8 protein-coding genes are annotated in these 12861 nt (G+C 73.5%); 5 read left to right on the top strand and 3 right to left on the bottom strand.

Annotated elements, in window-relative coordinates:
- Positions 1-316: 316 nt before the first annotated feature.
- The 5 genes from AMOR_RS22510 (at position 317) to AMOR_RS22490 (ending at position 7733) form a co-directional block, all read left to right on the top strand.
- Positions 317-2299, top strand: coding sequence for a TonB-dependent receptor plug domain-containing protein (locus tag AMOR_RS22510; RefSeq protein ID WP_248354359.1), 1983 nt, complete (start codon positions 317-319; stop codon positions 2297-2299).
- Between the two features lie 75 nt (positions 2300-2374).
- The gene (aroG, locus tag AMOR_RS22505) at positions 2375-3463 is read left to right on the top strand and encodes a 3-deoxy-7-phosphoheptulonate synthase AroG (protein ID WP_248354357.1); all 1089 of its coding nucleotides are present in this window, start codon (positions 2375-2377) and stop codon (positions 3461-3463) included.
- 111 nt (positions 3464-3574) lie between these two features.
- Positions 3575-5131 (top strand): hybrid sensor histidine kinase/response regulator, encoded by a 1557-nt coding sequence (locus AMOR_RS22500; RefSeq protein WP_248354355.1) that lies wholly within the window; start codon positions 3575-3577, stop codon positions 5129-5131.
- Positions 5132-5232: 101 nt separating this feature from the next.
- The gene (locus AMOR_RS22495; RefSeq protein ID WP_248354353.1) at positions 5233-6630 is read left to right on the top strand and encodes a DEAD/DEAH box helicase; all 1398 of its coding nucleotides are present in this window, start codon (positions 5233-5235) and stop codon (positions 6628-6630) included.
- Positions 6631-7484: 854 nt separating this feature from the next.
- The gene (locus AMOR_RS22490; protein ID WP_404800913.1) at positions 7485-7733 is read left to right on the top strand and encodes a hypothetical protein; all 249 of its coding nucleotides are present in this window, start codon (positions 7485-7487) and stop codon (positions 7731-7733) included.
- A gap of 302 nt (positions 7734-8035) precedes the next feature.
- Here AMOR_RS22490 and AMOR_RS22485 read toward each other — a convergent pair whose 3' ends face one another.
- From AMOR_RS22485 to AMOR_RS22475, 3 genes are all read right to left on the bottom strand, one after another.
- Positions 8036-8761, bottom strand: coding sequence for a tetratricopeptide repeat protein (locus tag AMOR_RS22485; protein WP_248354351.1), 726 nt, complete (start codon positions 8759-8761; stop codon positions 8036-8038).
- A gap of 90 nt (positions 8762-8851) precedes the next feature.
- Entirely contained in the window at positions 8852-10009 is a 1158-nt protein-coding gene (locus AMOR_RS22480) for an ABC transporter substrate-binding protein (RefSeq protein WP_248354349.1), read from the bottom strand.
- Positions 10010-10142: 133 nt separating this feature from the next.
- Positions 10143-12737 (bottom strand): PEP/pyruvate-binding domain-containing protein, encoded by a 2595-nt coding sequence (locus tag AMOR_RS22475; protein WP_248354347.1) that lies wholly within the window; start codon positions 12735-12737, stop codon positions 10143-10145.
- Positions 12738-12861: the final 124 nt, after the last annotated feature.

Below are 12861 nucleotides of genomic sequence, written 5' to 3'. Positions count from 1 at the left end.
CTTATCGCCGTGGCGCGGCCCCTGCCACGCGCCGTGAGGCAGTCGCGCGGGGGCGTGCCGGCGAGGCGACCGAGCGCCAGGCGCGCCCGCTCCCGGGCCCGCTCCCGACCGGGAGGACGAGCGGGACCCGGGATGCGGCTCGAGGAACCCGGGCACCTCCGCCTACACCGGATTGCGCCGCGCGTACCTCCCGTCCGGGATGCCGCGACGTCTCCGGACGTGAAACAAGCGATCCCGTCCGGGCCGGGTCGACGCGCGGCGAGGCCAGCTCGACCTCGCCGCGCGTGACCTCCGCCCGCCAGTCCCGGAGGGACACATGCCGACGCCGCGCCTCGCCGCCGTGCTCGCCGCGCTCCTCGCCGCGCCCGCCGCCCGCGCCGGCACGCCGCCGCAGGGGGCCGTCGATCCGGACGAGCAGACCATGCAGGAGCTCGAGTCGGCGCTCGATCGCGAGACGTCGGTGGCGACGAGCCGGATGCGGCGGCTCCGCGAGACGCCGGGCGTCGTCACGATCCTGACCCGCGAGGACCTCCTCGCGAGCGGCGCTCGCGATCTCGCCGAGGTCCTGGCGCGCGTGCCCGGGTTCCAGCTCGGCGTCGACGTGTCGAACGGGCTCGGCGCCGGGTTTCGCGGCATCTGGGGCCAGGAGGGGAAGATCCTCTACCTCGTGGACGGCATCGAGCTGAACGACCTCTCGTACGGTGCGTTCCAGCTCGGGGAGCACATCCCCGTCGATCAGCTCGACCGGATCGAGATCATCCGCGGGCCGGGCTCGGCGCTCTACGGCGGCCACGCCGAGCTCGCCGTCGTGAACGTCGTCACGCGCGCGACGCACCTCGAGGGCGTCGGCGTCTCCGCGACGGGCGCCCGCGTCGCGCGGGCGACGTCCACGAGCGGGCTCACCGCCGCGGCGGGGACGACCGCGGGCGGCGTGCAGATGGGCGCGACGGCGGCGCTCGCGACGGGCGTCCGCAGCGACCGGACCTACACCGACTTCGGCGGCGGGCAGGTCGACCTGGCCGGCGCGTCGCGCGTGACGCCGGCGACGGTCACGGCGCGCGTCACCTGGAAGGCGCTGGACGTCCGCGCGCTGTACGACGACTACCGCGTCGTCGCCGGCGACGGATACGACGCGGTGGCCCCGCGGAACGTGTCCGTCCGGTGGCGCTCCGCCGCCGTCGACGCGCGCGCCGCGCTCGAGCTCACCGACCGGCTGACGCTCACGCCGCAGCTGACCTACCGCTGGGAGCAGCCCTGGCAGTCCACGGCGCCGGACCTCCCGGACTTCTACTACGACGTCACGAACCAGCGCGTCACCGGCCGGCTCGCCGCCGCGTGGGACACCGTCACCGGAGCGAGCGTGGTCGCGGGCGCCGAGGCCTACGCGGAGCAGGGCCGCGTGAACGACTTCGCGAACGGCCTCCTCTCGTACCAGGGCAAGCGGACGACCACGAGCACGAACGTGGCGGGGTTCCTCGAGGTCGCCGCGGACACGGACTGGGTGAACCTGCTCGCCGGCGTCCGCGCCGAGCACCACAGCGCGTTCGGCTCCGCCTTCGTCCCGCGCCTCGCGCTCACCCGCGTCTTCGACCTCGTGCACGTGAAGCTCCTCGCGAGCGGCGCGTTCCGCGCGCCGTCGATCGAGAACGTGAACCTCGCGTCCGAGCCGATCCGCCCCGAGCGGACGTGGACGTTCGAGGCCGAGGTCGGGTGGCAGCTGTCCGACGCCGTGTACGCGGTCGCGAACGTGTTCGACGTCACGGTCCTGCGGCCGATCGTGTTCGCGTTCGACGGGTCCGAGGCCTACTCGAACGAGGATCGCACGGGCAGCCGCGGCGTCGAGGCGGAGCTCCACGTCCGCCGCGGCGGCAACTCGGCCCTCGTCTCGTACTCGTTCTACTCCGCGCGCGGGAAGAACCGCGTCCCCGCCTACGCCGTCGCGGGCGACCCCGGCCTCCTCGTCGGCTTCGCGGGCCACAAGGTCGTCGCCTCCGGGCAGGTCCGGCCGTTTCACGGCATGTTCGTCTCGCCCGCCGTGACGGTCCTGTCCTCGCGGGCCGCGTACGACGGGACCGAGGCTCCCGGCGAGCCGGCCGCCGGCCGGGTCGGCGCCCGCGTCTACCTGGATCTGTTCACGGGCTGGGAGAACGTGGGCGCGAAGGGCGTCGAGCTCGGCATCGGCGTCCGCGACGCGCTCGACCAGGGCACCCTCTTCGTCCAGCCGTACCCCGGCGGCCACGCGCCGCTCCCGGGCAACGGGCGCGAGGTGTGGCTCCGGTTGCGGTACGACCGCGGCTGAGCGGCGAGCCGGCGCTCGCGGGCGGAGCGGCGCGCTCCGGTGTACGATGGTTGCTTCACCCCTCGCCGAGCGCCCATGCCCTTCACCACCGACGACCTCCGGATCCGCGACATCAAGGAGCTCGCGCCTCCATCCCACCTCATCCGCGAGTTCCCCTGCACCGAGAAGGCGTCGACGCTCGTCCACGACACGCGCCAGGCGATCCACCGCGTGCTGCACGGGATGGACGATCGCCTGGTGGTGGTCGTCGGGCCCTGCTCGATCCACGACGTGCGGGCGGCCAAGGAGTACGCCGCCCGCCTCCTCGAGGAGCGCCGCCGGCACGCCGCGGACCTCGTGATCGTGATGCGCGTCTACTTCGAGAAGCCGCGCACGACCGTCGGCTGGAAGGGCCTCATCAACGACCCTGACCTCGACGGCAGCTTCCAGATCAACCGCGGCCTGCGCCTCGCGCGCGAGCTGCTCCTCGACATCAACGAGCTCGGCGTGCCCGCGGGGTGCGAGTACCTCGACATGATCACGCCGCAGTACATCGCGGACCTCGTGTCGTGGGGCGCGATCGGCGCGCGCACGACCGAGAGCCAGGTGCACCGCGAGCTCGCCTCGGGGCTCTCGTGCCCGGTGGGCTTCAAGAACGGCACCGACGGCAACGTCCGGATCGCCATCGACGCCATCAAGGCAGCCCAGCAGCCGCACCACTTCCTGTCGGTCACGAAGGGCGGCCACTCCGCCATCGTGTCGACGAACGGGAACGAGGACTGCCACATCATCCTGCGGGGCGGGAAGGCGCCGAACTTCGACGCGGCGAGCGTGGAGGCCGCCTGCCAGTCGATCGCGAAGGCCGGCCTCGCCCAGCGCCTCATGATCGACGCGAGCCACGCGAACTCGAGCAAGAAGCCGGAGAACCAGATCCCGGTCTGCGCCGACGTCGCCGCCCAGGTCGCGCGGGGCGAGGAGCGGATCATCGGGGTGATGATCGAGAGCCACCTCGTCGCGGGGCGCCAGGACCTCGTGGCGGGGAAGCCCCTCACCTACGGCCAGAGCATCACCGACGGCTGCATCGGCTGGGAAGACACCGTCCGCGCTCTCGACGCCCTCGCCGCCAGCGTCCGCGCGCGGCGCGTGGCGGAGGCCGGGTTCAACGCCGAGGCAGGGCCCGCCTGACGCGCCGCGGCGCCATTTGGTCGCACCACCAACGGGTTACCCCCACCGGCCAACCGGTCGCCCTCCCGGCACCGCGAGCGTCACACCCCGAGGCGTGATACGCCCTCGGTCATGGTCCCCGGCCATCTGTTCGAGAGCGTCCTCGAGACCCTCCCGAACCCGGTGTTCGTCAAGGACGAGGCGCACCGCTGGGTGCTCCTGAACGACGCGTACTGCCGGTTCATGGGGCTCCCGCGGGAGCGGCTGCTCGGGAAGTCGGATCACGACTTCTTCCCCGAGAGCGAGGCGCGCGTCTTCTGGAGCAAGGACGACGCCGTGTTCCGCACCGGCGAGCTGAACGAGAACGAGGAGCGCTTCACCGACTCCTCCGGGCGGCGCCACGTCATCCTCACCCGGAAGTCCCTCCACGTCGACGCGGACGGCAGCCGCTGGCTCGTCGGCGTCATCACCGACATCACCGACCGAAAGGACGTCGAGGAGGAGCTCCGGCGATCCCGCGACGAGCTCGACGTGCGGGTGCGCGAGCGGACCGCCGAGCTCGAGCGGCTGAACGCGCAGCTCGAGGAGGAGTCCCGGCGGAAGACCGAGTTCCTCGGCGTGCTCTCCCACGAGCTGCGGAACCCGCTCGCCCCGGTCCTGAACGCCCTCGAGCTCCTGGACCGCGCCGCCCCCGGCAGCGAGCGGGCCGGGGCGGCGCGCGCCGTCATCGGGCGCCAGGTCGGCCACCTCACGCGCCTCGTCGACGACCTCCTCGACCTCACCCGGATCTCCCGCGGGAAGGTGCACCTCCGCCGCGAGCGGCTCGATCTCGCCGACGCGGTCCGGCGCGCGGTGGAGGATCACCGGCCGCTGCTCGACGCCCGCGGCGTCGCCCTCGAGCTGCGCGGGCCGGACCGCCCGCTCGCCGTCGACGCGGACCCCACGCGGATCGCCCAGATCATCGGGAACCTTCTCCAGAACGCGGCCAAGTTCACGGCGCCGGGCGGCCGCGTCCGCGTCACCGTGGACGCGGCCCCCGACCGGCGCGCGCGCATCCGCGTCGAGGACACCGGCATCGGGATCACGCCGGCGATGCTCGGCCGGCTGTTCCACCCGTTCACGCAGGCCGACGAGAGCCTCCACCGCAGCAGCGGCGGCCTCGGCCTCGGCCTCGCGCTCGTGAAGGGGCTCGCGCTCCTGCACGGCGGCGACGTGTCGGCCCGGAGCGCCGGGACGGGTCGAGGCGCGGAGTTCGAGGTGCTGCTGCCGCTCGTCTCGGAGGCGGCGTCCGCGGCTGGGTCCGGCCCGCCGCCGCCGCGCCCCACGCGGCGGCGCGTGCTCGTCATCGAGGACAACGTGGACGCGGCCGAGACGCTGCGGCTCCTCCTCGAGATGGGCGAGCACGAGGTCGCGGTCGCGCACGACGGCGTGACGGGGCTGGCCCGCGCGCGCGCCTTCCGCCCGGACCTGATCCTGTGCGACCTCGGGCTCCCCGGCATGGACGGGTACGCGGTCGCGCGGGCGATCCGAGCCGACCCCGCGCTCGCGGCCGTCGACCTCGTGGCGATCTCGGGCTACGCGCTCCCCGACGATCGCCGCGCCGCGCTCGAGGCGGGATTCGACGCCCACCTCGCGAAGCCGGTGCCGCTCGACCGCCTCGAGGACGCGCTCCGGACGCGGCGCCGCTGACGTCCGGGCCCGCTCCTCGCCGGGGGCGGCAGGTCGCCGCTCCCACCGAGCGCCCGCTGCCGCACTCGCGCCCGGTGCGCCGCGCCGCTATATTGCCCGGCTTGACCACGTTCAGAGACCTGAAGCTCTCCGAGAAGATCCTGCACGCCCTCGAGCGCGCCGGCTTCGAGCACCCCACCCCGATCCAGGCGCAGGCGATCCCGCCGGCCCTCGCCGGCAAGGACGTCATCGGCACCGCGGCCACCGGCACCGGCAAGACCGCCGCGTTCCTCCTCCCCATCGTCGAGCGGCTCGCGGCGCGCCCCGGGCGGCCGGGGCCGCGCGCGCTCGTGCTCGCGCCGACCCGCGAGCTCGCGGTCCAGATCGAGGAGCAGCTCGAGCGGTTCGGGAAGACGCTCCACGTCCGCGGCGCGCTCGTCATCGGCGGCGTCGGGATGGGCAACCAGACGCGCACGCTCCGCGAGCACGAGGTCGTCGTCGCCACGCCCGGCCGCCTCGTCGATCACCTGCAGCAGGGCACCGCCCGCCTCGACGGGATCGAGGTCCTCGTGCTCGACGAGGCCGACCGCATGCTGGACATGGGGTTCAAGCCGCAGCTCACGCGGATCCTGTCCCGGCTACCGAAGGTCCGCCAGACGCTGCTCTTCTCCGCCACGATGGCGGGCGAGGTCGCCGACTTCGCGCGCGCCCACCTGAGGGATCCCGCAAAGGTCGAGGTGGCGCGCAGCGGGACGACCGCGGAGCGCGCCGAGCAGCAGGTCTTCCACCCCGGGCAGCACGAGAAGCTGCCGCTCCTCCTCGCGCTGCTCGAGGACGACGAGCTCTCGACCCTCGTCTTCACCCGCACGAAGCGCCGCGCCGACAAGGTGGCGAAGGTGCTCCAGCGCGCCGGCCACAAGGTCGCGCGGATCCACGCGGACCGCTCCCAGGCGCAGCGCCGGATGGCGCTCGACGGCTTCAAGGACGGGACGTACCGGGTGCTCGTCGCGACGGACATCGCCGCCCGCGGGATCGACGTCGCCGAGATCGGGCACGTCGTGAACTTCGACCTGCCGCACGTGCCCGAGGACTACGTCCACCGCGTGGGCCGGACCGCGCGCATGGCCGCGAGCGGGCGGGCCTCGAGCTTCGCCTCGCCCGAGGAGCTGCCGCTCCTCAGGGACATCGAGGGCCTCACGCGGAAGGCGCTGCCGAAGGTGGAGGTGCCGCGCGACCGCGCAACGTTCCAGGCCGAGCTGAAGCGCAGCGCCGAGGCGCAGGCGAGCCCCGGCGCCGGAGCCCAGCCCGCCGGCTTCAACCGGAACCGGCGCCGCGCTGCGGCGCACAACGCCCGGCGCGGTGGCGGTGGCGGAGGCGGAGCCGCGCGCGCGAGCGGCGCCGCGAGCGGCGGTGGGCACGCGGCGCGCGGCGGTGGGCACGCGCCGCAGGGTGGCGGCGCCGCGGGTGGCTCGGCGAAGCCGAAGCTCGTCGGTTCCTGGGGCGGGAAGCGGCGGCGGTAGCAGGCGGTGAAGATCGCGCGGAGGCGGCCAGGAAGTCCGCCTCCGCCGCCTCGGCGCTCGCGTCAGCACGAGCGCTCGCGAATCTTGAATTGGGCACATATTCGTGAGCGGCGCTGCGCCGGGCGGGAAGCGGCCGCGCACTCGGAGCGACGCCCCACTCGCGACGGACGGCTCAGAACGGCGCCCTGATCACGAGCAGGTCACCGGGCTCCGCGGTTCCGGACGCGTCGGGCCCGAACGCGTAGGCGCCAGTAGGTTGCGATGAACAGCGCGTCCGGCCCCACGGCGACGCTCGCTGCGCGCTGCCGCCGCTCGGGGCGATGCTCACCGGCCGAGGATCCGGGACCGGCCGCCTCCCCTCTCCCCCGGTTGGCTCATGATTCATCACGAGTCGATCGAGAACCGCCGCCGCGCGCCCAAGGGTCTCGAACGGTGAACGTGAAGGGGGCTGAGAAGAAGGGGGACGGCCGAGGCGTCTTCCGCGGTGGGGAGACGTCGACCGCGTGGATCGGCTTGCAGTGTTGCAGGGCCTGCGAGGTCGCGGCGCAGCACGGGAGCCGCGGGCGGCGAGGCGTTCGGGGGAACCCAACGGATCGCATCGGGTGGTTGACGTGACTTCGGCTCGCGCGCGCGTCGCGGGTCGCGTTCGCGCAAAAAGGCCGCTCTCGCAGCGCATCGCGCGCGTGAGGCGGCGCGCGCGGGCTTCGAACGTCCGTGCGAGGGTCGGGACCCGTTCTCGCGAGTGGCGCGCTCCTGGTGCGTTTCCGGAGGACGAGAATTCGCGTGCGACGATGCCCGCATGCACGCCCGCGATCTCTCGAACCTCTCCGATCTCCTCCCGCGAGCAGGGCGCCATGGCGGAGTTCCTCGTCGCCCTGGCCGAGTTCGACGCGAAGCGCGTCTGGGTCGAGCTCGGCTATCCGAGCCTCTTCGCGTACCTGCACCGGGAGCTCGGGGTCTCCAAGGGCGCCGCCTTCTACCGGAAGCCCGCCGCCCAGCTCGTCCAGCCGCTTCCGGGAGATCGACCTCGGTCCGGGCGGCCTCGCCGTGACCGGCGCGGTGCGCCCGGAGCCCCGCCGCCGGAGGAAGGCGCGTCCGGTTGACCGCTGGGTGGTACGCGCCGCGGCACAGGCATCTTGCAGGCCGATCCACGCGGCGACGTCCCGTCCCCGCGGGTCCGCCCCGGCCGTCCTCTTTCGTCTCAGCCCCTTCCACGCCTCATCTATCGGTCACGCTGCTTTCCGCGGTCCGCCGCACCGGGTTTCGCGGCGAGATGTGATGAATCCTGAGCCCGGTGGGGGAGAGGGGAGACTTCACCAGGCGCGTCTTCGCGCGGCGGGGCGCGGGCCGCGGACGTCGGCGGGCTCGCCGCGCTCGGCGCGGGCGCGCAGGAAGGCCACGATGCTCACCGGCGCGGCGCCGCCGCCGAGCGTCCGCGCGGCTCGGTCCGAGCGCGCGCGCCGGTCTTCCGCGGCGCGGCCTCGAGCACCTCGCGGCGCGCCCGCTCCGCGAGCTCCGCGGCGCGCGCCTCGCCCTTGCGCACCGCTGCGAGCAGGAACGGCGCGGCGCGGGCGCGATCCCGCGGCGCGCCCATCCGTCCCCACCAGTACGCCTGGCCGACGAGGTAGGCGGCCCCGGCGTGACCGCGGGTCGCCGCGCGGCGGAGCCAGCGGAGCGCCGCCGCGTCGTCCCGCTCGACGCCGGCGCCCTGCCGGAGGCACAGGGCGAGGTCGTGCATCGCCGAGACGGCCCCGGCGACCGCCGCGCGCCGGAAGAGCCGCACCGCCGCCGGACGGTCCCGCGGGGCGCCCTCCCCGTGCTGGAGCGCGGCGGCGAGGCTGGCCATCGCGTCGGGGCGCCCGCGCTTCGCCGCCTCGGCGAACCAGCGGACCGCACGGGAGAGATCGCGCCGCCCGCCGCGGCCATCGCGGAGCATCTCGCCGAGCAGGGTCATCGCGTCCGCGACGCCCGCCTCCGCCGCGAGCTCGCAGGCGCGCCGCGCGGCGGCGTGATCGCGCGGCGGGTCGCGATCGAGCGTGCGCGCGAGGGCGAGCGCGGCGCGCGCGTCGCCGCCACGGACGCGGGTCCGGAGGATGGCGCGGCGTGCGAGCAGCTCGGCGCGCGAGGTCACCGGCGCATCGTGCCACGCGGATCGCGCCGCCGCGAATCCGCGCCCTTCGACTCCGCGGCGCCTCGCGCCGCGCTCAGGGCGAAGGGCCGGTCATTTCCAGCCGGGGAACGGGTAGACCGGCTTCCCGTTCGCGATCTTCGGGGGGTAGACCGTCACGATCTTGCCCTGCTGGTACTGGAACACCGGCATCTGGTGGTCGTTCTGGTTCGTGAAGCCCTCGCCGTCGGTGAACTTCACGTTCCCCATGATGCCGGTCCAGCTGCCGGTCTCGAGGGCCTGCTTGATCTTCGTCCGGTCGCCGCCCGCCTGCGCGACCACCTGGCCCATGATCATCATGGACTCGTACGCCGTCGCCGCGTGGTAGGTCGGGCGCTTCTTGAAGCGCGCCTCGTAACGCTTCGCGAAGTCCGGCGCGGCGGGCGCCATGTCCGGCGTCCACTGCGTCACCGAGAAGACGTCGTTCGAGATCTGCTGCTCGCTCTGGAACTGCTGCGTGTCGAACCCCGCGCCGCCGCCGAGGAACGCCTGCGGGGAGAGGCCCACCTCGCGCGACTGGCGCATGAGCAGGATCGCGTCGGCGACGTACGACACCATGAAGACGAGGTCCGGGTTCGCCGCCTTGATCTTCGTGAGCGTCGACCGGTAGTCGGGCGCGCCCTTCTGGTACGCCTCGTCGCCCACGATCTTGAGCCCCTTCTGCTGTGCGTACGCCTTGCCGAGCGAGCTCACGGAGGTGCCAAAGTCGGTGGACTCGTAGATGAACGCGATGGACTTCGGCTTCCCGAACGCGAGGGCCGCGTCGATGAGCTTCTGGGCGTACTCGTGGGCCGGCGCGCAGAGCCGGAACACCCAGTCGTAGCCCTGCTTGGTGATCTCCTCCTTCGACGCCACCGGGATGAGGAGGGGCACCTTGTACTGCTGCGCGAACTTCGCCAGGGCGTTCGCGGGCGCGGACGAGTACGGCCCGACCACCGCCGGCACCTCGTCGCCGGACGCGAGCTGCTCGAAGGCGCTCATCGCGACCTGCGGCTTGCCGGTGTCGTCCTGCCGGATGAGGGTGACGTCGATCCCCTTCTTCTTCAGGTCGTCCAGCGCGAGGTCGACGCCGTTCGTGAGGGCCTCGCCGATCGGCGCCTCCGGCCCGGTGATCGAGTTGATGAAGCCGATCTTCACCTTCTGCTGCGCGTGCACGCCGCCCGGCGCGGCGAGCGCGAGCACGGCGAGGAGTGGGGCGAGCGTCTTCGACACGGGGACCTCCGCTGAGAATGCCCGTTCATTGCGCACCGGGGCCCGCCCGCGCCGCGACCGTGGGGCGTCTGCCCCGCGCGGGACCCCTCCCGTGGTGAAACACCGGCCGGGCGGCCACCGCCCCGCGACGAGGCTACGAGGGAGCGGACGTCACCCCGCCGGGGTCGCGGTAGCAGACCACCTCCTGCCGGACGCAGCTCGCGTTGAGCCAGAGCGTCCGCGCCTCGCCGGGCAGCGGGAAGTCGATCACCCGCAGCACTTCGGCGAGCCGCGCGTCGTCCGGGAGGAGCTCCGGGAGCCGGTTCGGGGCGGCGCGGAGCCTGGCCTCGTCGAGCGCGTGCCCCGGGTACCCGGGGTAGAGCGCGACGTACAGCATGTTCTCCTCGACGAGATCGTTGAAGAAGTGCGAGCCGAGCGAGACGTCGGGGATGACGTCGCCGATCTTCATGATCTCGCAGAGCGCCGAGACCCGCTGGATCTCCGGGAACGAGACCGGCACCCCGAGCGCCGGCGTCGTCGTGCCCCACCGGCCCGGCCCGAGGAGGAAGATCTTCCGGGCGCCCGCCGCGTCGAGGCGCGTCACGCGGCCGATGATCCGGGCGACCTCGTGCCGATCCTGCGTGCCGAGCCGGGCGTACGCGTCCGGGTCCACGTAGACGATCCGGTCGATGGGCGTCTGCGTGCTGGGGCCGACCACGGGGCCGCGGCTCGCGAGGAGGACCGCGTCCTCCGGGAGCCCGGGCGGCGGCGGCACGATCGCCCCGCCCTCGCGGACCTGGAGCGGCCGGCACTGGACGAGGTTCAGCCTGAGCTCGCCGTCCGCGAGGAAGTTGCCCGTGAACTCCACGTCGACGGGGTAGCGGTAGGCGTCGCGCAGCACCGCGAGCAGCGCCCGGATCTCCTGGACGAGCGGCGTCGACCAGAGCAGCTCGTCGAACGTGAGCACCCAGCCCCCGCCGGCGCGGCGCGTGGCGAACCGCTGGATCGGCAGATCGGGGCTCTCCGCCACCACCTCGTCGATGCCGAGTGCGCCGAACCGGCGCTCCTCGAGGTCGATGACGTCCACGCGGCGCTGCGCGTACTCGGTGGCCTCGTCGAGGCTCGCCTCCGGCCGCAGCGAAGGCGCGTTCAGGGCGACGATGCGCGTGTAGTCGTCGTCGGAGCGCTCGACGGCGCGCGTCCCGAGCCCGAAGACGAGGCGGACGACGCCCGCCTGCGGATCGATGGCGTGGTTCCAGACGTAGGGGTTGTACGAGAGCGCCACGCCCGCGAGCTGCGGGTAGAAGAGCCGGCCGTGCACCGCGCCGGACACGCGCTGCACCAGGATCGCCATCTGCTCGTCGCGGTCGAGGAGGCCGCGCCGCTCGCGGTACCGGAGCGCGTCCTCGCTCATCGTGCTCGCGAACACTGTCTTCACCGCGGCGAGGAGCTGCTCGAGCCGCTCCTCCGGCGAGCCCTGGTTCGGGCAGAAGACGCTCTCGTACTTGCCGGTGAAGGCGTTCCCGAACCCGTCCTCGAGGAGGCTCGACGACCGGACGATGATGGGCGACTGGCCGTAGAACTCGAGCATCGAGACGAGCTGCCGGAGCACGAAGTCCGGGAAGGCGCCGGCGAGGATCCGCTCCCGCGCCGCCGCCGCGCCCTCGAGCCACCCGGCGCGGCTCCGCTGGTCCCGGCGCGCGCCCCAGCAGCCGTTCCGGACGAGGTAGGTGTAGAACACGTCCGAGCCGAGGAACCACGAGTCGTGCGGCTCGAGGCGGCGGTTCCACCCCGGGCTGGTCTTCTGCAGGATCGCCCGCGCGACCAGCATGCCGGCGGCCTTGCCGCCCACGAGCCCGGTCCCGATCATCCGGCGCCGGATCGCGAACAGGTCGTTCAGGTCGAGGTAGCGGGCGGCGAGCTCCGCGAACCGCTCGTCGCGCGTGAGCATCATCCGCAGGATCGACTGGAAGACGGCCTGCTCCTCCTCCCAGGGCCGCGCGCCGGCGAGGACGCTCGCCTGGAGCTCGCGGGCCTCCAGGAAGCGGCGATCCCACACGTCGAGGTGCGAGACGGCGTCGAGCCGCCGCTCCGAGACGTCCGCCAGCGCCTCGGAGACCGCGGCGCTCTCGGTGAGCGCCCGGAACGTGCCGTCCTCCCCGCGCACGTGCGGCAGGTACATCGTCGGGGAGTGGCGGCCCTGCACCTTGAGCGGATGGACGTGCAGCGCGCGGTGGTGGCGGAACACGTCGATGAGGAGCTGGGTGGTGCTCCGGATCGCGTCGACCGCCTGGTGCGAGTGATCGTCGCGCAGGAGCGCGAAGTACGTCACGGTCTCGAGCTCGTAGAGGTACGGGCACGTGACCATGAAGAAGTTGCCCAGCATGAGGTCGCTGTACCAGTCGGCCGCGAGGTCCGAGAGGCAGTCGAACACGTAGAACGTGCCGCGCCCGCAGGACTCGATGACGTCGTGGATCGCCGCCGTGAAGCTCTCGAACCCCAGCGCCGGCGACAGCCGGTGGATCTCGGCGCCCGCGCCGTCCTCCACGAGCGGCTCGTGCCGGGCGAACCGGAAGTAGACGACGCGCCGTCCCTCCGCGAGGGCGCGCTCGACGAAGGGGCGCGCGAGCGGCGGGTAGTCGTCGACGGTCTCCACCTGCCAGACGACGTTGTCGCCGGCGCGGAGGCTGCGGAGGACGGCGTCGAGCGAGTCGATGCCGGTGCTCGGTTCACGTGCAGGCGTGGTCATCGTGGACCCGGCATCCTCTCAGCACGTTTCGCCCGTGTCGACGGGCCCCTCCGCGACCGGGGGCGACGAACGGTCGCGCGGCCCCCGGTTGATGGGATGCCGCCCGATCGGGCACAGTGCCGGG

Origin of the sequence: Anaeromyxobacter oryzae (assembly GCF_023169945.1) — a bacterium.
GTDB classification, from domain to species: Bacteria; Myxococcota; Myxococcia; order Myxococcales; family Anaeromyxobacteraceae; genus Anaeromyxobacter; species Anaeromyxobacter oryzae.
This window is presented reverse-complemented; position numbering and strand designations above follow the sequence as displayed.

What these genes read in the sequence shown, in the direction of transcription:
- AMOR_RS22510 (WP_248354359.1), top strand. Translation starts at nt 317, where the DNA reads ATGCCGACGCCGCGCCTCGCCGCCGTGCTCGCCGCGCTCCTCGCCGCG.
- aroG (WP_248354357.1), top strand. Translation starts at nt 2,375, where the DNA reads ATGCCCTTCACCACCGACGACCTCCGGATCCGCGACATCAAGGAGCTC.
- AMOR_RS22500 (WP_248354355.1), top strand. Translation starts at nt 3,575, where the DNA reads ATGGTCCCCGGCCATCTGTTCGAGAGCGTCCTCGAGACCCTCCCGAAC.
- AMOR_RS22490 (WP_404800913.1), top strand. Translation starts at nt 7,485, where the DNA reads ATGGCGGAGTTCCTCGTCGCCCTGGCCGAGTTCGACGCGAAGCGCGTC.
- AMOR_RS22475 (WP_248354347.1), bottom strand. Translation starts at nt 12,737, where the DNA reads ATGACCACGCCTGCACGTGAACCGAGCACCGGCATCGACTCGCTCGAC.